Genomic DNA, 24,004 nt, shown 5'->3' on the forward strand with positions numbered 1-24,004 from the left:
GCTCACTCCGTGTCCTCGTCAAAAGCCACAGGTTTGCTGGAGTCGATACCCCGAAGCGAGCCCCAACCGCCGTCATCCACCTTCGTCTTTGTGCTGGCAGGGCGGCCTCGTCGTGCGGACGCTGTCGCCTTCACTGCCGCATCCACCAGTTTTCGCCGTTCAATGGCTGTGCTAACGATAGTGCGCGAGTTGACCTCTCGCCGCCCTTTCGCCAGCAGCGTACGCCTTGCAGCCAATGCTTCGTGCAGCGTTACCGAGGCTAGGGTGAGATCGGCGTAGCGAGCTTCCACGAAGCTGCCCGAAGGCCGCCGCACGAAGACTCGGGACATATCCCTTGGGTCGTATTTGACGAGCAGTCGGCGATCCGTCCTCCCGACGTCGGCACTCAGGGCTGCCGACCAATAGCGCAGTCCAAACAGATGGATCCCGGTTGGCTGCAATCTGCGCTCTTGCTCGGGCAGGAATGTCAGCCAAAAACGCATGCGGTTCTGCGGCAATCGGAGTGGAATTTGACCTTCGTGCTCGCGCCAGACTGCGATTGGCGGGCGGCCTAGACTCCTGTGAATCGACTGATGATAGGTGCCGACAATGTCGAGAGTGATGTATCGCTCAAGTTCCCGCAAAGTCAAAGCTGAATGCCGCTTGGAGTCGTATTCGCCAAGCTCCTGCGGATTGCTGAAAGTCGTGCCCGGTAGCAAGTGGAGTTTTCCCATCTGGGTGCCGATCAACCGTTCGATATGGCCGCCGAAGCGCGGTTCACCAGGCGGTCGCCAATCGATGGCGATGCCGGCGTCCTCACACCCCCTCTTGAAAGCACGGCTCCTGAAGTCGCTGCCGTTATCGACATGCAATGTCTCTGGGAGTCCGGCGACGGGCCACGGTTCGATGATCTCGCGCTCCCGTAACCAAGGTGATTTGTCAAAGACGGAATGTAGCAAACATAAGCTGGTCGAGAGCCGGGAAGGAGCCTCCATTGTGAGGTAAAACCCAGTCACCATCCGGCTGCAAACGTCCATCGCCAGAGTTAGCCAAGGCCTACCGAGTGGCAGACGCGTTTCCTCGTCGACGACAAAGATATCTGCTTTGGTATGATCGACTTGGACGATCTGAAGTGGACGGGAGGCAGTGAGCATTCCTGGAACAGCAGTTGTTCGCTTGACGACTTCGGTTTCGCCCCGTCGTTTGGCGCGCTTCTGCAGGTCGATGTCCTCGAGACGATTTTCAATCGTCCGGCGATGTGGCGGCTTGAGCCCGGCCGATATGCAGCCCGTTTGTACATCCCGAACCAGTTGAGAGATGCTGGAGCGGTTCTTATTCAGGTAATATCGGTTGATAGTGGTGCGAATGATTTCTTCTCGCTTGTCGTCGAGCACTCGGCTGCCGTCCGGCCGGCCGGGTTTACGCTCCACCAGCGACATTGCGGTTCCCCCATCTCGAAATAGCTTGATAAGACGGAATGCGGTTGCCCGACTAACTTCGAGTTCGCCGGCCAGCTGCACCATATCCCCGGCTGCCACCTTGCCACATCGACGCATCAGAAATTCTCGAATCGCCTCGGCTCGTCGACACGCCTCATCCCAAAGCGCTTCGTCAATCTCGTCGGGCAATGGATCGTTCATCAGAAACACCGTCTATTTCGTCGACGGTTGAATCTCACATTACGTGCCAAAATCAAAGGGGAAATCTCAAATTAACTGCCAAGTCTCAAATTAAGTGCAAAGCCTATCTTGTTGAAATTGTTGTCGTCGGAGTCTTGCGGTTAAATGCAAAACGACAGCGTTATCGCGAAGGACAGGAAGATCAGCTTGGTGCGCTCGGCCTGGTCGTCAATCTCGTCGTCCTCTGGAACACGATCTACATGGATGCTGCCATCGACCAGCTTGTCTCCGAAAGCTACGAGGTCAGGCCAGAAGATGTCGCGCGCCTGTCGCCGCTCAGTTTCCGCCACATCAACATGCTCGGTCGTTATGCCTTCACACTCCCGGAATTCGTCGCCCGAGGCGAACTGAGGCCCCTACGCGACCCTAAAGCCACCGATCCGGACGATGAACCATGAGGTCCCCCGGACTACAGATTCACCGATCGCTATCGAGCCCCGTTGGGAGGAATGATGGAAAACACCCGTGAGAAAGTGGCTATAGTCGCCACCGCTCTCCGACAGGCCGGAGTTATCTGCCACGTGTTCGGAGGCTGGGCCGAGGAGATCCTTGGCGTGCGTGCGCCATCCACGCACGGTGATATCGATCTGCTTTACTGTGGCGAGGACTTCCAGGTATTTGACAGGGTGCTTCGCGAACTTCCCGATTTCCAGGAAGTGCCACAAAAGCGCTTCCGCCATAAACGGGCGTTTCGTTTTCTTGGAACAGTGTGCGAGCTTACGCTTGTTCAAGGGCCAGAAGAGCGGCCGACAACCCTGTTCTGGGGAGACGTTCCCTACGCGTGGGAAAGCCCTCTCCTTCATGGGTCTCTCGTAGAAATCTGCGGCGAGCCAATTTCGGTCGTGTCCGCCGCAAATCTCGTGCAATACCGTGAAAACCATAAAGCGACACAGCCGCATCGATGGCGTGAACCGCAAGCGCTGGAACCATATGCATGAGCGCTGAGCTGAGCGCGCAGCAAACTCTTATGTAGGTTTTCTGTTCCGTTGCTATTCAAACCCCGGTATCAGCTCGGGTGGCATCAGCGGCGGCTATAACCAGGGCACGATCACGGGCGATTACGCCAACGTATCGCAGCAAAGCGGCATCTTTGCCGGCGCTGGCGGCTATCACGTCGATACCGACGGCACCATCGAGCTTGCCGGCGGCTTTATTGGCTCGACCGCCGATCCCAAGAATAACGATCTGACGGCCAACCAGATCCTTTATTCCAACATCGAAAACTCGATGTCGGCCTCCTCAACGAGCTACGGCTTCAGCCTGATCGGTGCCGGCATTCCCGTCCCGGTCGTCGGCCAGCCGGCCAAGCAAGACGATCATGGCGAGACGCTGGCGACGATTACGCCTGGCAACTGGAACTTGACGAACCAGCAGCAGGATCTCTCCGGGCTCAACACCGACGCCTCCAAAGCCAGCACCCAGGTCGATCCTTTCGACATCGACAAGCTGAAGGCCCAGCAGCAAAGTGCGGCGGCGCTGTCGCAACTGATGAATATGGCAATCGGCTATCTCGGGCAGAAGTACGGGCTCGCCGATGGTGGCTCCGAAAAGGTCGCGCTGCATGCGGCCGCTGGTGCACTCACTGCTCTAATCTCAGGTGGCAGCGTTAGCACAGGCGCGCTGTCCGGCGCTGCGCAGGAGCTGATTGGCGCAGTTGTCGACAAGGCACTCGCAGACAATCCCGATCTTACACAGGACGAGCGCAATGCGCTTGGTCAATGGGCCTCCGTTCTGGTTGGCATGGCGGCCGGTGGCACGCAAGGTGCTGCTACCGCGCTGGACGCGGAAAAGTATAACCGGCAGCTGCACATCGATGAGGCCAACCTTATCAAGAACAATGCGGCGCAGTTCGCCTATGATCAGCGTCTTTGCGGCAACGCCACTAGTCCCTCCGGCTGCAGTCAGGATGCGGTCAATGTCGCCATCGGCGAACTAACAATGCAGGCGCTGAAGCAGGTTGACGCGACAGCCGCCGACGTGACGCAGGACAGCGCTGCGGCGGCATTCCTTGATAGTATAGCGCCTCGTGATACCGCATGTGCACCAGGCGGCACCAACTGCTATTATTTCCATGCTTACGGCGATGAGTACCAGGACGCGACGATCAACTCCCAGTATTTTGCCCGGGTGCTCAACCTCTATAATCTTGCCTCGCAGGTTTATGCCACAGAGCACACTACGTCCAAGGACTTTGCGGGCGAGCTCGACAGCGCCGCACAAACGATCACCGGAGCCGCTCAGGCTAGGGCAGCCGTCGACAAGGCTTTGGCGACTTGGGAGGTCATAAATGGAGTTTTCATTGGTGCAGCCACAAGTGGGGCACCTGCGACAGCTATCAACCAATCCCTTGGATTCGAATTCGAACCGCTGAGTGGTTCAGCTTATACGGGAGCGAATAACACAGCACTTTCGCCATCCCAGCAAGCTAGGGCTTGGCAGGGAAGCGGCTACTATCCAGGCGTCGATAACTATGTCGATATTCTGCTGTCGGGTGGAAGCTATGTAGTGGGGGCCGCACCGGGTCAATCAGTGTATTACACCACTCTGCAAGGCTATTTGGCCACCGGCGGTACTGCAAAGGGGTATTACAATGCGCTTCAGATAAAGCCCAACACTGATGTACCTTATCCGCCGTACCGAGACGGCGTTACGATATACCAGGTGAACGGGAACACATCGGCTGCATATAGTTCCGCAACCACGGCAAACCCGGTGTGGGGCAGTGGCGGGGCTCCGCAGTTTTTTATACCCGACTTTAAGAATTCGCTGGTGCCGCTGTTTTCCATTCCGTTCAAGGATTAAACAAATGATATGCAATATAGACAGGAGTGACGGCTCCATTTTTTTGGAGGAAGGGCGGGTGCTTGCCCGGAACACAAGCCTTCATCAGGTTCTTGATATGGGTTTTGCGGTATGGAACGATTGGGAGGTAAATACTGGCTGGCGGCACATTTCGATTACGAATATTCTCATTCTGGGAAGACCAGCCTCAGCCATGCTGAGCTTTTTCCGCGAGGAGCTGAAGAAGGTTTTTTTTGTATTGCTGGATCAGGATCGCACTGATCCCGAAAAAGTTCGACAGCACCACGATAAGGTATTGATTGCCGCGTTTGGCCCTCCACACTCCCGCGACATTCACGGGTTTATAAAATATGCGTTTGCTTGGGGTAGTATCGAATCTTCGTACGATCCACGTGGCGTCGAGTCGAACATAATTCTAACCTGGACATAAGTCCGCCGCCAACGTCGCCTTCGCCGGTCTGAAGGCCTATCAGGCGCTCTCCAATCTCACCGACTGTATCAATGCCGGCAATCTCGCTTCCGTCTCGCTGACGGCCGGCTTCACTAGTCGAAGAACGAGACGTCGGTTTCAACCTCGACGCCAGTGCTGCCGACGTTATCGGGCAGCTCGGTTGACATTTCGACCAATGGTGATTTCGTCAGCCGCGGCCTGCAGATATCGGCCAACAATATCGACATGGCCGGGGCCCATGCGACGACCGATGCCTCTTCGCATAGCGAGTCGGCGGGCGCCAGCATCGGCGTCTCGGTCGGTGTCGGCATTGGCGGCGCCACGGGGATCACCCCGACGGCCAGCGTCTCGGCTGGTCAATCGAAATCGTCGAGCTCCTCGACGACGCAAGTGATCTCCACCGTCAGCGCCTCGAACAACATCACCTTTGTCTCGAAGGGCGATACGACGCTCAACAACACCGTCTTCTCGGCAGACACGATAAACGGTAAGCGGTGTTCTCAGGCCACAGGTTTGAGTTCCTGCTTTGCGGCATAGGCCCATGGCAGCAGTTCATCGATCTGGCTGTTCGAATGGCCGTTGACGATCCTGATGAGGACGTCTGAGAGATAGGCCAGAGGCTCGACTTGGTTTACCTTGGCGGTCTCGATGAGTGATGCGATGGTTGCCCAATGCTCGGCCCCGGCATCGGAACCAGCAAATAATGCATTCTTGCGATTGAGGGCGATCGGCCTGATGGACCGCTCGACAATGTTGGAGTCGATCTCGATCCGGCCGTCGTCGATGAACCGGGTCAAACCATCCCATCGTGACAAGGTGTACCGGATCGCTTCGGCCAGCTTCGTCTTCTGGCTGATGAGGCCGAGCTGTTCGGTGAGCCAGGGCGCGAGGCTATCGGTGATCAGGCGGCTCTTTTCCAGGCGTATGGCGCTGCGCTCCCCGTGGGGCCGCCCACGTATCTCATCTTCGATCCTGTAAAGTTCGGCGATGCGCCTGAGCGCCTCGCTGGCAATGGGTGCCGGACCGGCAGCGGCCAGTTCATAGAAGCGGCGGCGAACATGGCTCCAGCAGAAAGCCAGCGACACGGTGTTCTTTGCCGCCAGCGGGCGATATCCACTGTAGCCATCGACCTGCAGGACGCCGACGAAGCCGTCGAGATGGGCCATCGGCCGTTCGCCTTTGCGATCTGGCGCATAGACATAGGCGACACCGGGCGGATCATTTCCCTGCCACGGCCGGTCATCACGCGCATAGGCCCAGAGCTGCCCGGTCTTGGTCTTGCCACGCCCCGGGTCGAGCACTGGGGCTGTCGTCTCGTCGGCGAAGAGCTTGGACGATGACTTCAAATGATCGAGCAGCCGCTGATGGACCGGACGCAGATGCCAGGCCGCGCGACCGACCCAGTCGGCGAGCGTCGAACGGTCGAGGTCGATGCCCTGGCGCTTGTAGATTTGTGCCTGGCGATACAGTGGCAAATGATCGGCATATTTGGAAACCAGAACCTGGGCGATGGTTGCCTCGGTCGGAATGCCGCCTTCGATCAGCCTTGCCGGGGCCGGAGCCTGGACCACGACTTCTTCACAGACCCGGCAGGCATACTTCGGGCGGCGCACGACCAGGACGCGGAACTGGGCAGGCACAATGTCGAGCTTCGCGCTGACATCCTCGCCGATCCGATGCAGGTCATTGTGGCAACAGGGGCAGGAATGGTCATCGATATCGACGACCACGTCGAAGCGCGGCAGATGCGCTGGCAGCGAACCCCGGTTGGTGCGTCGTTTGGCGACCTGTGCCTGGCGAAGAGCAGTGGAGGCCTGTTCCTTCTCTTCCAGCCCGGCAGCCTCGACCTGTTCGGCCTCTTCAAGCCCAAGCAGAAGCTGGTCCTCGGGAAGCGTCTCGGCACGGCGGCCGAAGCGGTGACGCTGTAATTCCTTGATGATCTGACGAAGGCGGGCATTCTCTGCCTCGCGCGAAAGCACCATCGCTTTCAGCGCGTTCAGGTCATCCGGAAGCTCGTCCACCGTCATCGTCATAGATTAAGAACAGCATATTTTGCCGCTCGGAACGAGAGGCCGGATGGTGCTGATTCAATTGGTCGCGGCCATCATCCGGCCCTTACCGGCGTTCGCGCTTCGCTCGGCGCATGCACGCGTTTCCAGTCCAATCCCTCGAACAGAGCCGAGAACTGGGCGGCAGTCAGATGCATCGCGCCGTCCTGCATTCGAGGCCAATGGAACTCGCCATCCTCAAGCCGCTTGGCGACCAGGCACACGCCACTGCCGTCCCAGAAGATCAGCTTGATCCGGTCGGTTCGTTTGGCTCGGAACACATAGATCGTGCCCGAGAATGGGTCGGCACCCATTTCGGCCTTCACCAGCGCCGCCAATCCTTCAGCACCTTTGCGGAAGTCGACGGGCTTGGTGGCAATCATCACCTTCACCGCACCGGACGGACCAATCACGATGATGCCTTCAAGGCCTGAATGACGGCAGCAATGGTTGCGGTATCCGCGCCAGACGTGATCCTGACGATCGCGTCGCCAATCTCCAGCTCTATAGCGGTAGCTGGGGATGCATTCTTCGTCATCGCCTTTCGCGGCTTCGGACGCCGCTCTGCTGAGCTATCGATCACCGCTGGCACAAACATCGGCGGCAAGGCTTGCTCCGCCTGCTTTCGCACCTGCCGCCGCCAGGTGAACAATTGCCCCGGCGACAACCCATGCCGCCGCGCAACAGCACTGACTGACATCTCGCCGCTATAGCTCTCCGCGATAATTTGATCCTTTTCCTCGTCGCTCCAGTCGCGGCGGCGGCCTGCTCCGGTGAAAACTTCAAACCGTTGCACCGGCACGTCCACACTGGTGCTATGCGTAAACCCTGTAATCGTCATATGTCGAAGCCTCGTTCGGCCACAACATCAACAATCCGACCCTGATCCGGAAGGTGGGGTGAAGACACCGCTTACAAATGGGCAGTATTTATAATATTTATAACGATATTTCGATCGCACTGATGATTGTCGCGGCGGCAATTTTGTTCCCGCTGATGAAATACAAATCCGTTGATAGTATTCCGAAAAGACAAATGATGATAACCGCAGCGATATTCATCACGGTCGTAATGATGTTAATTGTAAGAATGCCATATTCTATAAATTAAAAGATATGTATATTGCGTTAATATTCATTATAGAGAAATAATAATTATAAGAACGGGATTTATATCTGATTTTTTGTAGTGGATCGCGCAAAAATACCAGCAGCGAAGTCGAGGAGATGACTATGTCAGAATTGCCCCCATCGCCAATCGGAAGTGGCTATTACTTTCAGGGCTTTTTTGTCTCATATTCGAGAGGAATTGGCACCGATGGAGAGCCGAGCACTAGCGTGGGCATATAGGCTGAGATCTTCGGCGCAGGCGGTGAGATGCGAGAAACTGGCCTGAGGCTTTAAACTACTTTTTTCTCAATCTGTTCCTCTTTTTGTGGATCCGTTCTCAACAGGCGGCATTTAACGCATTCCAGAAGCGAATTCTCGGTGGAAGCTCATTATGGGTTCCGTCAAAATCTAGGGCTTGTAGACCTATGGAATATACGATCAAATGCACGCTATGATAAGGTGAGTTGGTGAGTGAAATCGACTTTGGGTTTCGTATGGATGTTGTGTGTGAACACGCAACTCAATCGTGTTCTACCGGGGCATTTCCGAAACCGATTTCAATCGCGCTGGTGAAGGTTGCGGATGTCGCTTTGTTCAAAGGAAGCAATTCCTGCAAACTTAGGTTTGATGCTACGAAAGAGAATAGATGCGCGCGACTTGCGCAGGTTAAAGTCAGAATGTAGCGGTGCAGCCCAAAATAAAAAATGAGTTTTGAGATATAATTCAAGGTTAAATTTGGTTGAGGAATAGATGGAAAGCGGGATCAACATTTACTCTATTATCGAGTTTGCGATAGTAGTCATAATAATTTTATCAGCTATCCCATTTTCTAAATACAGGGACTCAAAAGAAATACCTAAGAAGAAAGCAGCGATCACAATAATTTGCTTACTTCCACTATTAATTTTGTTCGCTTATTTGGCGCCCTATGCGGTCAAGTAGGGAGCCTTCCATTGCTGCCGAATTTTTTCGCCGTTTGCCCGAAAACATTGAGTGTGATGTGAATGATTTGTTGATCTATCACATCGATGTGTGGGTGACGCGGCGATTGCAAGTCGGGCCCTTTCTTAGGCTGCGTGTGTAAAATTAGCGTGCGCAAAGGCGATTACAAATTCAACTTGGAGGAAGGCTATGTCAGATGTCCCACCACCACCAGTAGGAAGTGGATTCTACGGTCAAGCAGCGTTTATTACGGTGGCCATTGGCAAAGGCACAGACGGCGCGACGAGTGTCAGCTTCGGGATCCAATCGAGTTTGTTTGGCGCGGGTTCTGCCGGAGGGTATACGTGGAGTGGTGGAAATGGCGGTTCGTCGGTATTTGTTGAGGGGGGTATTGCTTCCCCGTCCGGTACGCCAGGTCCGTCATGGTCTGCCATGTATGATCTATATTCAGGGCATGTATTTTTTTCTGAAGGAGGAGGCTGGACCGATCTCATAGAAGGGGGCATCTATCAGGAGTTTCCTTCCTGGAATGAATTTAAGCAGTGGTATAACGACAATTTTCCCAACGACCCGCAGCCGCCGGACAATCCGCCGGCACCGGACTCTGGGTCATCTGGATCTTCTGGATCGGGCGGGGGGAGCGGCTCTGGTGGACCTGAAGATGGAGGGTCGACTGGTCTTTTGCAGCCGATCCCAGCTCCAGGTCTTCCAACAGGGGCCCCCAGCCCGTATGTCGACCCGCTCGTGCTAGATCTTTCAGGCGCAGGAATTACTCTTTCCTCACCAAACGCTTCAGTCGCACATTTTGACTTCACTGGATCGGGATTTGCGATCAAGACAGGATGGATAGCGCCGGGTGAAGGTCTTTTGGTGCTGGATGATGGCAATAATGACGGCGTAGTTACGGCTTCGGAATTGCTCGGGGCTAAAAGCGGCAGCGCTTTCAGCGATTTGTCTCAGCTGGACTCTAACGGGGATGGTGTGATTGATAATCGCGATCCGGCCTTTGCTAACCTTAAAGTATGGGTCGACGATGGTTTGGACGGGGCTTCTTCAACTGGGGAGCTGTACAGTCTCGCGGACCTTGGAATTACTGCGATCAATTTGATAAGCACCCCTGAGAACAAAACCATCGGCGATAATATCGTGGTGACCTCGGGAAGCTTTACTATCAATCGACTTGATCCCTCGACTGGTGAAGCTGGAATTGTAACCGCGTCGATGGCGGAAGTTGATTTCGCGACCAATCGCCAACTTAGCGTCTATACACCGCCCGCCGATTTCACCTACAACTCTGACGCTCTCCTTCTGCCCGAAATTGTCGGCTATGGGACAATGCCGAACCTGCGCGTGGCTATGTCCCAAAATTCAGATCTGTTACTTGATGTGAAGAATCTTGTTCTGAATTCGGGATCAATGTCGTATTCCGACTTTGATACGGCGTTTCAGGCAATGGTTATTGAGTGGGCGGGTGCGGCCGGGATCGCTCCCTCGAGCAGTGGGCAATATGTCGACGCTCGCCATCTCGCTGTAGTCTATGCATTTTATGGGATCGACCCTGCAACGGATCCCTCGTTTAGCGCGGATCCCAATTGGCATAATGGACCAGACGTTTTCGAGCCCCTCTATCGTAAGATAGTTGATGCGCTTGAAACCAGGTTCACCAGCCAGGTTGTGATAAGTCAACTGCTCAATGGTGTCGATCCTAGCGTAATCATCGGCGATCCTCTCGCTGCATTTTTGAATGTTCAATACGATGTAGCGACAGATCGCATCTCGGTTGATTTCCCTCACCTGGTTGAGACTATGGCGGAGCTTGCGCCACCGGACGGCACCCTTGCTACGGCATACTGGAATAAGGCGCTGTCGTTTGTTTCGGGTCTCAAAGTAGATTTCGAAAGCGACGCGACCTTCGATGCGATGCTTATTTCCTCGTGTGCTCATAGTAGCCTGACGAGCCAAACGATAGCCTTGTTTCAACAGTTGATCGATACGCCGTTTATTATTGGGTCATCTGGTCAAGACTCGTTGGTCGGAAGCACAGCTTCGGAAATCTTCCTTGGAGGCGCCGGCGACGACACGCTTACGGGCGGCGATGGGAACGACACCTATGTCTACGCCCGTGGTGATGGCAACGACATCATCAACGAGCTTTCCGACACGAGCAACGCTGACCGGTTGGTCTTCACCAACATCAATGCTGCCAATATAGTCCTGAGCACCAACGGCGCGGATATCACCATCCAGATCCTTGAAAGTGCGGCAGGTGCCGGCGACGGCGGCAGCATCGTGCTGAAGTCCAGCTTCAACTCCCGCTATACGGACGCGATCGAGAAGATGGTCTTTGCCGACGGTACGTCCTGGACGATCGCCCAGATCAGGGCAAAGATCATCGATCAGCAGGGCACATCCGGCAACGACACGATCGTCGGCTCCAACAACAACGATACCTTCACGGGACGGGGCGGCAACGACACGCTGACCGGCGGCGATGGCAACGACACCTATATCTACACTCGCGGCGATGGTGTTGACACGATCAACGAGGCGAGGTTCTCGGGAACCGCCGACAAACTGGTGTTTGCCAACATCGATCCGGATGAGGTGAGCCTGGCGCGCAACGGCGATGAAGTGACGTTGGTGATTGGCGAGAGCACACCGGGCGCCGGAGACGGTGGCTCGGTGCTGATCAAGAGTGGACTAAACGGCAGCTTCCAGGTTGGCGTCGAGCAGATCGTCTTTGCCGACGGCACCACGTGGACACCACAGAGTATGCGCGATCAGCTTCTGACCAGTACGGCTGCGGATGAGACGTTTGTCGGCTTTAGCAGCAGTGATACGTACCGCTACGCTCGCGGGGATGGTCATGACACGATCAATGAGGCGACGTTCTCCGGAACTGCCGACAGGCTGCTATTTGCCGATATCAATCCAGATGATGTCAGCCTAGTGCGCAACGGCGATGACGTGACGCTGGTGATCGGCGAGAGCACACCGGGTGCCGGAGACGGTGGCTCGGTGCTGATCAAGAATGGACTAAACGGCCTCAATCAGGTTGGCGTCGAGCAGATCGTCTTTGCCGATGGCACCGTGTGGACGCCGCAGAGCATGAGTGTGGCGATATTAGCTGCAGCCTCATCCTCAGGAAACGATACGATCACCGGCTTCAACTTCAACGACGTTATTGCCGGTGGTCGCGGTGATGACCTGCTGAATGGTGCAGCGGGCAACGATACCTATATCTATGCTCGCGGGGACGGCCACGACACGATCGACGAAACGGCGTTGAACGTCGGAGCCACCGACAAACTGATGTTTACCGACATCGATCCGGATAAGGTGAGCCTGGTGCGTAACGGCGATGACGTGACGTTGGTGATTGGCGAGAGCACACCGGACGCCGGAGACGCTGGCTCGGTACTGATCAAGAAGGGGCTAAACGGCAGCTTCCAGGTTGGCGTCGAGCAGATCGTCTTTGCCGACGGCACCACGTGGACGCCACAGAGTATGCGCGATCAGCTTCTGACCAGCACAGCTGCGGATGAGACGTTTGTCGGCTTTAGCAGCAGTGATACGTACCGCTACGCTCGCGGGGATGGTCATGACACGATCAACGAGGCGACGTTCTCCGGAACTGCCGACAAGCTGCTATTTGCCGATATCAATCCAGACGATGTCAGCCTGGTGCGCAACGGCGATGACGTGACGCTGGTGATCGGCGATAGCACACCGGGTGCCGGAGACGGTGGCTCGGTGCTGATCAAGAATGGACTAAACGGCCTCAATCAAGTTGGCGTCGAGCAGATCGTCTTTGCCGATGGCACCGTGTGGACCGTGAGCACTATGACAGCAATGCTTGCGAACGAGGCGGGAACTTCGGGAAATGATACGATTGTAGGTACCAATCTCAATGACGTTGTTGTAGGCGGTCGCGGTGATGATCAACTGAATGGTGCAGCGGGCAACGACACCTATATCTACGCTCGCGGCGATGGTCATGACACGATCAACGAGGCGACACTCTCCGGAACTGCCGACAAGCTGCTATTTGCCGATATCAATCCAGACGATGTCAGCCTGACGCGCAACGGCGATGACGTGACGCTGGTGATCGGCGAGAGCGCACAGGGTGCCGGAGACGGTGGCTCGGTGCTGATCAAGAGTGGGCTAAACGGCACCAATCAGGCTGGCGTCGAGCAGATCGTCTTTGCCGACGGCACCACGTGGACACCGCAGAGCATGCGCGATCAGCTTCTGACCAACACAGCTGCGGATGAGACGTTTGTCGGCTTTAGCAGCAGTGATACGTACCGCTACGCTCGCGGGGATGGTCATGACACGATCAACGAGGCGACACTCTCCGGAACTGCCGACAAGCTGCTATTTGCCGATATCAATCCAGACGATGTCAGCCTGGTGCGCAACGGCAATGACGTGACGCTGGTGATCGGCGAGAGCACACCGGGCGCCGGAGACGGTGGCTCGGTGCTGATCAAGAGTGGGCTAAACGGCACCAATCAAGCTGGCGTCGAGCAGATCGACTTTGCCGACGGCACCACGTGGACGCCGCAGAGTATGCGCGATCAGCTTCTGACCAGCACGGCTGCGGATGAGACGTTTGTCGGCTTTAGCAGCAGTGATACGTACCGCTACGCTCGCGGGGATGGTCATGACACGATCAACGAGGCGACACTCTCCGGAACTGCCGACAAGCTGCTATTTGCCGATATCAATCCAGATGATGTCAGCCTGGTGCGCAACGGCGATGATGTGACGCTGGTGATCGGCGAGAGCGCACAGGGTGCCGGAGACGGTGGCTCGGTGCTGATCAAGAGTGGGCTAAACGGCACCAATCAGGCTGGCGTCGAGCAGATCGTCTTTGCCGACGGCACCACGTGGACACCGCAGAGCATGCGCGATCAGCTTCTGACCAACACAGCTGCGGATGAGACGTTTGTCGGCTTTAGCAGCAGTGATACGTACCGCTACGCTCGCGGCGATGGTCATGACACGATCAACGAGGCGACGTTCTCCGGAACTGCCGACAAGCTGCTATTTGCCGATATCAATCCAGACGATGTCAGCCTGGTGCGCAACGGCAATGACGTGACGCTGATGATCGGCGATAGCACACCGGGTGCCCGAGACGGTGGCTCGGTGCTGATCAAGAATGGACTAAACGGCAGCAATCAGATTGGCGTCGAGCAGATCGTCTTTGCCGACGGCACCGTGTGGACGCCGCAGAGCATGAAAGCCGCGTTGTCTTTTGCGGTTACTAATTTTGGTGGCACCGCTTTGGCCAGGTCTTCGCCCTTGTCCTTGTCCAATCCCGGCGCCGACGAGCACTTCGACCTTCGCCCGTTCGTGTTGGAAAGCCCTGAGAACAGTGCCCAGGCAACAGTCGATTGGAATGGTAGCGCATGGGGCGGCAGCGGCGATGGCATCCTTGCCATCGATCTCGGTGCAAACGGCCAGTCGGGCGCCGACGGCGTCCTCGACCAGGCGAGGGAAATGTCCTTCTCGCTCTGGGCGACGGCTCCAGGCGACGGCTCGACGGCCTCCAATTTCGATGGATTGCATCAGGCCTTCGACAGCAACGGCGACAGTGTCCTCGACGCCAACGATGCTCTCTGGAGTGAGTTCCGCCTGTGGAATGATGCAAACCAGAACGGGGTCACCGACCCAGGCGAACTGGAGAGCCTGTCGGATGCGGGTATCAAGCTGATCAATCTGATGCCTGCGACCGCCGATCAATCCTTCGCTGACGGCACGGCCGTGTCCGGTACCGGTAGCTACGACACCACAGACGGCTCGCGCTACCTTGCCGTCGACACCAGCCAGTGGTCGCAAGGTTCCCCGCAACGGGCGGCATGAACCGCACGAGAGTTCGACACCGGCAGCCCTGGCTGCCGTTGTCGCGTCTTCCTGTCCTGAGTAATAGAAACGGCCTCACAGTATGGACAGCATTCTGGTCGCGGGCAATCCGCCGCCGCCTGAGAATCCAGCCGAACCCATTGTCGGCCCTGACTCTGGCCTGTCTGCCCTTGCGGCGATCGCGGGTTATTTTCGGATCGCGGCGAAGGCGGAGACAATGGCCAGAGAGCAAGCGCTGATTTCGCCTGCTGTGCCGGACGATATTCTGCGCGCTGCCAAGGGCCTCGGTCTCAAAGCCAAGGTCGTTACCTGCGCCACCGAGGCACGTCTGCAGACATTACCTGCGCCGTCGATTGCCATGCTGAAGGACGGCTCCTTCGGTGTCTTTGGTGGGGTCAACCCCGATGGCAGTTATCGTCTGATCAACCCAGTCGATTTCACGGCGAGGAACCTGTCTGCGCCGGAATTGCTCAAGGCAACCAGCCATTCCTTCATCCTCGTCCAGCGTCGCTTTGCCGGCCCAGGCGCCTCACGCAAGAACTTCGATTTTCAGTGGTTCCTGCCGTCGATCTGGCGCTACCGTCACGCGCTCGGCCATGTCATGCTGGCGTCGCTGTTCGTGCAGCTGTTTGCGCTCGTTAGCCCGCTGTTCTTCCAGGTCGTCGTCGACAAGGTGCTTGCGCATCGCAGTTACTCGACGCTGATTGTCCTTGTCGTCGGGCTTGCCGCGGTCGGCTTGTTCGATGTTGTCCTGCAGTATCTGCGCACCTATGCGCTCTCGCATACGACCAACCGCATCGACGTCGAGCTTGGACGACGGTTGTTTCGACACCTGTTGAACCTGCCGCTCAACTATTTCGAGACAAGGGCGACCGGTCAGACGATCGCGCGCGTTCGAGAGCTGGAGACGATCCGCAATTTTCTGACCGGCCAGGCGCTGTTCTCAGGCCTCGACATGATCTTCACGATCATCTTCATCGTCGTCTTGTTTTCTTATTCTGAGAAGCTGGCCTGGATCGTCGTTGCCTCCATCCCTTTTTATCTCGCCATCGGCTTTCTGATCCGACCACTGCTCAAGGAAAAGATCGATGAGAAGTTCGAGCGCGGCGCCTATAGCCAACAGTTGCTGGTCGAAAGCGTGGTCGGCGTCCAGACGCTGAAGGCGGCCGCCGTCGAACCGGTCGTGGCCTCGCAGTGGGAGGAGCGGCTGGCAGGCTATGTGGGTTCGTCCTTCTCCACGACCATGCTCGCCGCCAAGGGACAGAACGCCATCCAGTACGTCAACAAGCTGGTTTCTGCCGCGCTGCTGCTGTTCGGGGCGCAGGCGGTCATCAATGGCGAGCTGACCGTCGGCGCGCTCGTTGCCTTCAACATGATTGCCAATCAGGTCTCGCAGCCGATCCTCAGGCTTTCCCAGCTCTGGCAGGATTTTCAGCAGGTGCAGATATCGGTGGCAAGGCTTGCGGATATCCTGAATGCGGCACCTGAGCCGCGGCCGAGCGTGGCGGTCAGCCTGCCGTCGCCAAAGGGTGCGATCACCTTCAAGTCTGTCAGCTTCCGCTATACGCAGGATGGTCCGGATGTCCTGAGGGACGTCAACCTGTCAGTGCGCCCTGGCGAAGTCATTGGCATCGTCGGACCATCGGGATCGGGCAAGTCCACGCTGACTAAGCTGGTGCAGCGCTTCTATATTCCAAACAGCGGCCAGGTCTTCGTCGACGGCCAGGATATCGCCCAGGTCGATCCGGCGTGGCTGAGAGCGAATATCGGTGTCGTGCTGCAGGAGAACATGCTGTTCAACCGCACCATTCACGAGAACATCTGTCTGGTGAACCCGGCCATGTCGCGGGCCGCCGCCATTCATATGGCGCGACTGTCCGGCGCCGACGAATTCATCTCGAAACTGCCACGCGGCTATGACACGCTGATCGAAGAACGGGGTGCGAACCTCTCCGGCGGCCAGCGCCAGCGGCTCGCCATCGCCAGAGCGCTTGCCACCAATCCGCCGATCCTAATCCTCGATGAAGCGACCAGCGCTCTCGACTATGAAAGCGAGCGCATCATTCTCGCCAACATGCGCGAGATCGTGAAGGGCCGCACGGTTCTGATCATTGCCCACCGGCTGGCGACAGTGCGTCATTGCAATCGCATTGTTGGCATGAAGGACGGCCGCATCGTCGAGGAGGGGACGCACGAGACGCTGCTTGCCAAGCCGAATGGTCTCTATGCCCATCTCTATCAGCTGCAGAACGGGTTGAACCAGGCATGAACCAGATTGTTCGACGCCGCGACCTGCCGAAGAAGCCGAATTCGCCGAAGCGCAGGCGTATCGATAACGAGTTCCTACCCGCCGCTCTGGAGATCCTTGAGACGCCCGCTTCGCCGGTGCGCGCCGCTTTCATCTGGTTCATTTGTGTGCTGGTCGCTGCCACCTTGGCCTGGACCTATTTTGGGACCTTCGACATCGTCTCGACCGCACAGGGCAAAATCCAGCCGACCGGGCGTGTGAAGGTTATCCAGTCACTCGAAACAGGCAAGACGAAGTCGATCCCTGTTGTCAACGGCACGCGGGTCAAGTCGGGCGATGTCGTCGTCGATCTCGATGACACCGAGCTGAAGTCCGATGAGGATGCAATGACGGTGAGCATCCAGGCGCTGCATGGTGAGGTCGCCCGGCGAAAGGCTGTTCTGAAGATAGTGCAGGCCTGGATGGCCACGGGGATCTGGGTGCCGGCACGCACCATGGCTGACGATGTCATCGACTTTCCTTCAAATGTTCCGGACAATGTCCGCGAACGCGAGCGGATGATCTTCAACGCAGATCTGTCACAGCTTGCTTCTAACCTCGACAATCTTTCGGCGCAACGCGACCAGCAGCAGGCGACCATCGGGCGGCTAAGCGCCAGGATCGAAGCCCACAGGACATTGATCGCAACGCTGAAGGATCGGGTCGATATGCGTTCCGGTCTGGTCGTGCAGGAGGCGGGCTCGCGCTCCGCAGTGATCGACGCCCTTGAAGAACAGCAGAAGGAAGAGACGGATCTGGCCGAGGAGATCGGCCAGCTCGGCGAGGCGAAAGCGGCCTTTGCGGTCGCGACCAGCGAAGGGGAAAAGACCATCCGTGCCTTCATCGCCGATTATGCCGGGAAACAGGGCGATGCCTCCAAGCAAGCGGACGAACTGGAAAAGCAGGTCGTCAAGGCGCGCACACGACGGGAATCGATGATCATCACCAGCCCGATCGATGGCGTGGTGGAAGCGTCTGCGATCACCACCATTGGACAGGTCGTCAATCCCGGTGCGGAACTGATGCGGATTATACCTGCCGGAACGGCGCTCGAGATCGAAGCCTATCTGCCGAACAGCGATGTCGGCTTTGTCACTGTCGGCCAGGAAGCGGTTATCAAGGTCGAGGCGTTTCCCTTTACTCGTTATGGCATCATCCACGGTCACGTCACCGCCGTTGCCAGGGACGCCGTTCCTGAAGCCGATGCCCAGCAGCTGGAATCCGAGCCTGCCAAGGAATTGCAGAGCATCATCCCGCTCGGCAATGTCGAACGTGTCCAGAACCTCGTCTTCCCGGTCACGGTTCGCCTCGACACCGATGTCATCAGCGTCGACGGCACCTTGCAGCCGCTCAGCCCAGGCATGGCGGCGACCGTCGAAATCAAAACGGGCAAGCGGCGGATTCTCGAATACCTGTTCTCGCCGATCGCCGAAATATCATCAGAAGCCATGCACGAGCGCTGAATGCGCATAAGGGGGAGATTTAAAATGAAGAAGCTTGTGGGTTCGTTCGTTGTTGTGTGGGCATTGCTTTCCGTTTCAGGGCAGGCTGCCTCACTGACCACGAAAAGCGGCTGGGATAACGACCGCATGCAGTTGGGTGATCCTACAGTGTTCAACAGGACTCTCGAAGCCTGCAGTCACATGGGGGTCAGGCCAGAAGTGCAACAGAAGCTCGCCGAGCTCATGAAAGTTCCGCAAACCAAAGTAAGATATGAATTCTGCCGGCGCATTCTAACCGCCTACGAAAAAGGGACGATTTCTTACGACGACTATGTCCACTTCGCTCGGGATTACGTCGCGTCTGACAGTATCGCACGGGCATTGAGGGTTAGTCGTGTGGCTCTGCAAAACCTCCATGATCACAAATCATAAGATATCGTTCTGGCCGTCGTCACGAAGATGGACTCCTGTGAGACGTTTCGCGGCAGCGCTGTCGCCAAGACAAAGGGTGGCCATTTCGAAGTTCGGTCATCGCGCGGCGACGAATGCGCCGAATCCTACGACCGCGCTGACCGCCGGTCGTCCGTGACTTTTGCGTTCGAGCACAAGTCTGATGACCGGGACGACATGCACGATCGTCAAGGGGAAGATGCTGCCGAAGACGAACAGAATGGGTTGGGAGCACAATGAATTTGGCTATCATGATTGGTCGGCCCGGCGTCTTGGTGGTCACTGGTCTTCTGATATTCGCTTTGCTGCTTGCGCCGCTGCTGACAGCCGACCTTGCGTTTGCGGAAGCTCCAGGTTCCGGACAAAGGCCGATGGATTTTATTCTAGTTCACAGCGGCGATTGCAAGGAGGCATGCATTGAGTGGGTTTCCGCGGAAGGGAAAATCAGTGCCGACACGCCCAAGCTTTTCGCGGCGCTGCTGAAGAGCTTGAATGGCAGAAAGCTGCCCATCGTTATTCAGTCCGGTGGTGGAGATGTGAACGCGGCCCTTGCCGTTGGCCGAATGATCCGCAAGGCAGGTTTGGAAACCGAAATCGGACGCACGCAGCTGAAAGATTGCCCGACGCTTAATCCCCGATGTCAGGAGACCGTGTCAGACAACGACTGGTCGGAGGGCGTCGTTCGCGCCGGCGGCGCATACTGTTTGTCGGCTTGTCCGTTCTTATTTGCAGGAGGTTCAGTAAGAGTTGCTGCTCGCAACGCTTATCTGGGCGTTCATCAAATCACGACCGTCCGGCAAGAATATGAGGCGGACGGTTCCAAGCGAAAGATCGTCAAGGAAACAACCTCAACCAAGCTCTATCCGGCGCTGCGTAGAGAACTTGCAGTCTATTTCGATCAAATGGGGATCAGCAACGATGTCTTCGCTATGATCGCGTCGGCGATCCCCCAGGACATGCATATCATCCAGACCGACGATGCGCTGAAATCCGGTTTGCTGACAAAGGTCTCCACAGACGGCGAGCTTGGGGTGGTGGTTTGCGGATCTGCTGCCAATGCACAATGCCAGCAAGACTCCGCGGGAAAGCTGAGAACGCCCGCCAATCTCGGCAGCGTGCAGAGCGAGCGGACGACAAGAGCCCCTGAAGGTCCGTACGAGGATAAGTCCTGTTACGACGTCAACCGTGCGTATGAAAGCACACATGATGCCGGACGCCACCTTTCGAAAATCTATGGGGTACCACCCGATGGTCCGCCAAAACTTCGTCAAGAACTCCAGGCGATGGATGGTTACATTTTTGCCAGATCTGGTAGCGGAATTTGGAAGAGATCCAAGCGAACCGTTGTTCGCACGACCCTGGACGACCGAACGGGGCAACCAATCTTTACTGCGTGTCGATATCAAGGTGTTGAGGATATTAACGGTGAGCACGCATTGCGCTACTGGGCCTTGTGGCGGCGGCATGGATGGGAAGCTTTCGTCAACGTTTGGATATCGAAATCTTCCGGAAGAAATGTGCAAGTCCTCAGTCATTACCGCCAAGGCCTCGGCGAATCGAGCTATCCTGTTGAACTGGAAACGGAAAGCTACGATCGTGGCACTGTTCTGGAACCGGAAGACCTATTCGTTCGGCAAGAACAGCTCCGTCGCGTTCAAGGGCCAGTCCAAGCTCCATAATCTATGCATGTGCCATTCGACCGAAATAGGCGAGGGTTCATATCTCATCAAGAGCTTATGGTGTTTCAACTAAACGCGGCTGTTGCATATTTTACACACCTATCCAGAAACGCGTGAGAAGCCCGCGTCGATGAGTGCTACTTTTCGCTGTACTTTTTAAAAACCTGCTATTGATCGGACAGGCCATGATCGGCCACACCGATTCCAGGTGCATTTTCGTGAACTTTGACACATTGCCAGTTGCGCAGGGCCGGCCTTGCGCAAGCAAATAGCTTTGGCTTTAGGAAGTTTCGCATGCCACCCCTGAATAAGACGTTTTCCGTTCAGATTTTTGGATCTGCAGTATTTCTTTGCTCGACCCTGCTCGCATTCTCCGCAATCGCTCAGGAGCAACCCGGACCGGCAGCAAATACTCCATCGAGCACACAAGGATCCGCTCCTACCGCGAGCGAACAGCAGCCGGCCCCGCAAGCGCGCGTGCAGAAGTTCGACGATTGGTACTATCGCTGCATCGATGGCAAGGCCGCAGACGGCCAGACGACGACCAACTGCGAAGTGGCGCAGATCGCAACGGTGAAGCAGGGCGATCAGGATGTGAACATTCTGACGCTTGCGATCGCCAAGGTGCCACCGGCATCCTCAGGCTCGAGCCAGAAGGTTGAGAAGCTGCCCGCAAGCGAGCTTGTGGTTACGACCCTCGTGCCGCTGAACATGTATCTGCCCGCCGGGATCAGTATCGACGCAGGCGACAAGCCGGTCGTGCAGCTTGCCTATCGCAATTGCAATCAGGCGGGCTGTTGGGCGCAGCAGAAGCTCGATGCAAGGATGGTTGCGGCCCTTGCCAAGGCGTCCGACGGGACCGGCCATGTCCAGATGATGAATGGTCAGAGGGTCAACATCAAATTCTCCTTCAAGGGCCTGTCAGGGGCTCTCGACGCTTTAGAGAAATCTGTCTCCAAGTAGCCGGACGGCGGTAAGAACCGATGATTGCGGCATTGGGGAGAACCCCTGCATGGTACAGACGCGCCTTTTCGACGTCGTCGCCCGCTGTCCTGTTCTCTGTCGCATTGGCGTCGGCGGTCCTGGTGTCATCACAGGGTCGCGCACAGCAACCGCCAAGCGATGATTTCGCGCGACGGCAGGCGCAACAGGCGGAAAAGCAACGCCTTGACGCATTGCGGGATGCAACTCCGAAACCCCTGACAGCGCCGATCGACCAGAAGCATGTGCCGGCCGAGCAAAAGGGCGGCCCCTGCTTTGCGGTCGCCCGTGTCACCGTCGAGGGGGTAAAGCAGTTTTCCGCGGGCGCCATCGACAGGATCACGGCGCCCTATGGCAACCGGTGTATCGGTGTCGGCGACATCAATATGTTGCTGCGCGACCTGACACATCTCTATCTCAACAAGGGCCTGGTGACGTCGCGCGTTTACGTGCCGGCGCAGGATATCGCCAAGACGAAGACGTTGCGGCTCGTCGCCGTCGAGGGAGCGTTGTCCGACATTTACCTCAACGGCAAACCGACGTCAGGTTCGGGGATGCTAGCGACCGCCTTTCCCGGCATGAAGGGACGCGTCACCAACCTGCGCGACATCGAACAGGGTCTCGACCAGATCAACCGCCTATCCTCCAACAATGCCAAGACGGCCATGCTGCCGGGAAAGACCGATGGGACCTCGATCCTCAACATCGAGAACAACCCCGATCATCGCTGGCACGGGTCGGTCGGCAACAGCAATCTCGGTCAGTGGCAGACAGGCTATTCGCAGACGTCGCTCTCGAGCGGCTATGACGACCTCTTCGGTCTTAACGACCAGTGGAATTTTGCCTACGAGCGTACGGGTCCGGACTATCCCTGGCGGAATGACGGTCAAGGCGACAGCAACAGCTATTCCGGCAATGCGAGCCTTCCCTACGGCTACTGGACATTGTCTCTGAACGGCTCCTGGTATGACTATCGCAGTTCCGTGCCGGGTAATTTCGGACCACTGCAGACAAGTGGTGACAGCAGGCGGCTCGGTATTGGCGTGGATCGCGTCGTTCTGCGCGACAAGGATTCGATCACGACCGTCAATAGCGGCCTCACCTACAAGGAAACCAACAACTTCCTGCTCGGGAGCAAGATCGAGGTCGGCAGTCGCCGATATTCGGTCGGCGATCTCGGTATTTCTCATTCGCGCCGAATGCTCGGAGGCCTCTGGGTCTTCGACTTGTCGTACGATCAGGGGCTCGACCTCTTCGATGCAGTCGCACCGGGCGATGTCGGGGCGGGGGACGCAGATCCTCGTTTCTCGAAGTTCAGCGGCACCATCACGGTGACACGTCCCTTGGAGCTTGCGGGGCAACATTTCGAGATCGATTCGATCCTGACCGGCCAATATTCTCCCGACAATCTTTTCGGGGCAGAGCAGATCTCGGTGGGCGGGTATTCGACCGTGCGCGGCACGCGCGAAACCATGCTCTACGGCAACAACGGTTTCTTCGTTCGCAACGACCTCGTTTGGCGGACGCAACCATTCGCCGGAAACGCCACAGTCGCCAAGATATTCGGCGAGCTGCGCCCTTATGTTGGGATCGACTACGGACGGATCGCTGCCCAGTCGCGCTACCAAATCGATGGGGGCGACATGGGCGGCTGGACGGTCGGCGCCAAGCTTGCCGGCGGCTCTGTGAATTTCGACATCGGCTATTCGGACGTGCTTGGCGGCTCGGTTAGCCGGAATGATGCGGGACTGCTGTTCGCCAGTGCATCCCTGAAATGGTGATTATTAATTGAGAGGATATTCATGAACTTAATCGAAAAGAAAGATCGCAAGACATTCTCGGCTGGGCCGCTCGCCATAACGGCATTTCTCTGCTCTTCAATCATACTTTCGAGCTGCGGCGGCCGTGAAGCGCATCCGATCGCATCCACCAGTGTTGGTGATGGCGGGATGGACTGCGGCGGCATAACGCGCGAATTTGCAGCCAACGAGCGCCAGATCATCGCAACGGTCAAGGAGCGTTCACAGGCGCAGGGCAAGAACGTGATCCTGGGTGCGACAGGCGTCCTTCTGTTTTGGCCGGCCCTGTTCTTCATGGATCCGAAATCGCCGGAAAAGATCGAGATCGATGCGTTGCGCAATCGCAACCAGGTGCTGACGGATCTTGCTCGCTCGAGAAAGTGTCCTCAGCCGAAGTCGCAATTGGGCGATCTCTACAAAAAGCTCGACGGCAGCGCGAAGACGACGCCGGCCAAGAGAGAGGGCTGAGGTGGTGAAGATTT

16 protein-coding genes and 1 pseudogene are annotated in these 24,004 nt (G+C 56.9%); 12 read left to right on the forward strand and 5 right to left on the reverse strand.

Annotated features, from left to right (window positions below; translation table 11 throughout):
* Positions 1-2: 2 nt before the first annotated feature.
* A complete protein-coding gene (locus EV561_RS27700) occupies positions 3-1,619 on the reverse strand; it encodes a Mu transposase C-terminal domain-containing protein (RefSeq protein WP_132526539.1) in 1,617 nt (538 codons plus the stop codon).
* Positions 1,620-1,774: 155 nt separating this feature from the next.
* Between EV561_RS27700 and EV561_RS27705 the strand changes: the two are divergent.
* The 4 genes and pseudogenes from EV561_RS27705 to EV561_RS27720 form a co-directional block, all read left to right on the forward strand.
* Positions 1,775-2,056: pseudogene (locus EV561_RS27705) on the forward strand (Tn3 family transposase); the annotation flags it as partial.
* Between the two features lie 54 nt (positions 2,057-2,110).
* On the forward strand, positions 2,111-2,596 hold the full coding sequence (locus EV561_RS27710) for a hypothetical protein (protein WP_245512982.1): 486 nt from the start codon (positions 2,111-2,113) through the stop codon (positions 2,594-2,596).
* Positions 2,597-2,885: 289 nt separating this feature from the next.
* A complete protein-coding gene (locus tag EV561_RS27715) occupies positions 2,886-4,460 on the forward strand; it encodes a hypothetical protein (protein ID WP_132526541.1) in 1,575 nt (524 codons plus the stop codon).
* Positions 4,461-4,518: 58 nt separating this feature from the next.
* Positions 4,519-4,890 (forward strand): hypothetical protein, encoded by a 372-nt coding sequence (locus EV561_RS27720; protein ID WP_132526543.1) that lies wholly within the window; start codon positions 4,519-4,521, stop codon positions 4,888-4,890.
* A 113-nt stretch (positions 4,891-5,003) separates the two neighbouring features.
* Here EV561_RS27720 and EV561_RS38005 read toward each other — a convergent pair whose 3' ends face one another.
* The 4 genes from EV561_RS38005 to EV561_RS27740 form a co-directional block, all read right to left on the reverse strand.
* Positions 5,004-5,222, reverse strand: a complete 219-nt coding sequence (locus EV561_RS38005; protein ID WP_245512984.1) for a hypothetical protein — start codon at positions 5,220-5,222, stop codon at positions 5,004-5,006.
* Positions 5,223-5,411: 189 nt separating this feature from the next.
* A complete protein-coding gene (locus EV561_RS27730) occupies positions 5,412-6,944 on the reverse strand; it encodes an IS66 family transposase (RefSeq protein ID WP_132526547.1) in 1,533 nt (510 codons plus the stop codon).
* A gap of 71 nt (positions 6,945-7,015) precedes the next feature.
* Entirely contained in the window at positions 7,016-7,372 is a 357-nt protein-coding gene (gene tnpB / locus EV561_RS27735) for an IS66 family insertion sequence element accessory protein TnpB (RefSeq protein WP_132526549.1), read from the reverse strand.
* The gene (locus EV561_RS27740; protein WP_132526551.1) at positions 7,369-7,800 is read right to left on the reverse strand and encodes a transposase; all 432 of its coding nucleotides are present in this window, start codon (positions 7,798-7,800) and stop codon (positions 7,369-7,371) included. The genes tnpB and EV561_RS27740 overlap by 4 nt, the downstream gene beginning before the upstream one ends.
* 1,399 nt (positions 7,801-9,199) lie before the next feature.
* Between EV561_RS27740 and EV561_RS27745 the strand changes: the two genes are divergently transcribed.
* The 8 genes from EV561_RS27745 (at position 9,200) to EV561_RS27780 (ending at position 23,990) form a co-directional block, all read left to right on the forward strand.
* Complete coding sequence (locus EV561_RS27745; RefSeq protein WP_132526553.1) at positions 9,200-14,884, forward strand: calcium-binding protein; 5,685 nt, start codon at positions 9,200-9,202, stop codon at positions 14,882-14,884.
* A gap of 82 nt (positions 14,885-14,966) precedes the next feature.
* Entirely contained in the window at positions 14,967-17,153 is a 2,187-nt protein-coding gene (locus tag EV561_RS27750; protein WP_132526555.1) for a type I secretion system permease/ATPase, read from the forward strand.
* Positions 17,150-18,634 carry an HlyD family type I secretion periplasmic adaptor subunit gene (locus EV561_RS27755; RefSeq protein WP_132526557.1) on the forward strand — a complete coding sequence of 495 codons (1,485 nt, stop codon included), beginning with the start codon at positions 17,150-17,152 and terminating at the stop codon, positions 18,632-18,634. The genes EV561_RS27750 and EV561_RS27755 overlap by 4 nt, the downstream gene beginning before the upstream one ends.
* A gap of 24 nt (positions 18,635-18,658) precedes the next feature.
* Positions 18,659-19,045, forward strand: coding sequence for a hypothetical protein (locus tag EV561_RS27760; protein WP_132526559.1), 387 nt, complete (start codon positions 18,659-18,661; stop codon positions 19,043-19,045).
* 254 nt (positions 19,046-19,299) lie between these two features.
* Positions 19,300-20,742 (forward strand): hypothetical protein, encoded by a 1,443-nt coding sequence (locus EV561_RS27765; protein WP_132526561.1) that lies wholly within the window; start codon positions 19,300-19,302, stop codon positions 20,740-20,742.
* A 294-nt stretch (positions 20,743-21,036) separates the two neighbouring features.
* Complete coding sequence (locus EV561_RS27770) at positions 21,037-21,705, forward strand: invasion associated locus B family protein (protein WP_132526563.1); 669 nt, start codon at positions 21,037-21,039, stop codon at positions 21,703-21,705.
* Positions 21,706-21,827: 122 nt separating this feature from the next.
* Positions 21,828-23,504 (forward strand): ShlB/FhaC/HecB family hemolysin secretion/activation protein, encoded by a 1,677-nt coding sequence (locus tag EV561_RS27775; protein ID WP_348633759.1) that lies wholly within the window; start codon positions 21,828-21,830, stop codon positions 23,502-23,504.
* Positions 23,505-23,525: 21 nt separating this feature from the next.
* Complete coding sequence (locus tag EV561_RS27780; RefSeq protein WP_132526567.1) at positions 23,526-23,990, forward strand: hypothetical protein; 465 nt, start codon at positions 23,526-23,528, stop codon at positions 23,988-23,990.
* Positions 23,991-24,004: the final 14 nt, after the last annotated feature.

This window comes from Rhizobium sp. BK376 (genome assembly GCF_004341625.1).
Classification (GTDB): domain Bacteria; phylum Pseudomonadota; class Alphaproteobacteria; order Rhizobiales; family Rhizobiaceae; genus Rhizobium.

What these genes read in the sequence shown, in the direction of transcription:
- EV561_RS27700 (WP_132526539.1), bottom strand. Translation starts at nt 1,619, where the DNA reads ATGAACGATCCATTGCCCGACGAGATTGACGAAGCGCTTTGGGATGAG.
- EV561_RS27710 (WP_245512982.1), top strand. Translation starts at nt 2,111, where the DNA reads ATGGAAAACACCCGTGAGAAAGTGGCTATAGTCGCCACCGCTCTCCGA.
- EV561_RS27715 (WP_132526541.1), top strand. Translation starts at nt 2,886, where the DNA reads ATGTCGGCCTCCTCAACGAGCTACGGCTTCAGCCTGATCGGTGCCGGC.
- EV561_RS38005 (WP_245512984.1), bottom strand. Translation starts at nt 5,222, where the DNA reads ATGCCGACACCGACCGAGACGCCGATGCTGGCGCCCGCCGACTCGCTA.
- EV561_RS27730 (WP_132526547.1), bottom strand. Translation starts at nt 6,944, where the DNA reads ATGACGATGACGGTGGACGAGCTTCCGGATGACCTGAACGCGCTGAAA.
- EV561_RS27740 (WP_132526551.1), bottom strand. Translation starts at nt 7,800, where the DNA reads ATGACGATTACAGGGTTTACGCATAGCACCAGTGTGGACGTGCCGGTG.
- EV561_RS27745 (WP_132526553.1), top strand. Translation starts at nt 9,200, where the DNA reads ATGTCAGATGTCCCACCACCACCAGTAGGAAGTGGATTCTACGGTCAA.
- EV561_RS27750 (WP_132526555.1), top strand. Translation starts at nt 14,967, where the DNA reads ATGGACAGCATTCTGGTCGCGGGCAATCCGCCGCCGCCTGAGAATCCA.
- EV561_RS27755 (WP_132526557.1), top strand. Translation starts at nt 17,150, where the DNA reads ATGAACCAGATTGTTCGACGCCGCGACCTGCCGAAGAAGCCGAATTCG.
- EV561_RS27760 (WP_132526559.1), top strand. Translation starts at nt 18,659, where the DNA reads ATGAAGAAGCTTGTGGGTTCGTTCGTTGTTGTGTGGGCATTGCTTTCC.
- EV561_RS27765 (WP_132526561.1), top strand. Translation starts at nt 19,300, where the DNA reads ATGAATTTGGCTATCATGATTGGTCGGCCCGGCGTCTTGGTGGTCACT.
- EV561_RS27770 (WP_132526563.1), top strand. Translation starts at nt 21,037, where the DNA reads ATGCCACCCCTGAATAAGACGTTTTCCGTTCAGATTTTTGGATCTGCA.
- EV561_RS27780 (WP_132526567.1), top strand. Translation starts at nt 23,526, where the DNA reads ATGAACTTAATCGAAAAGAAAGATCGCAAGACATTCTCGGCTGGGCCG.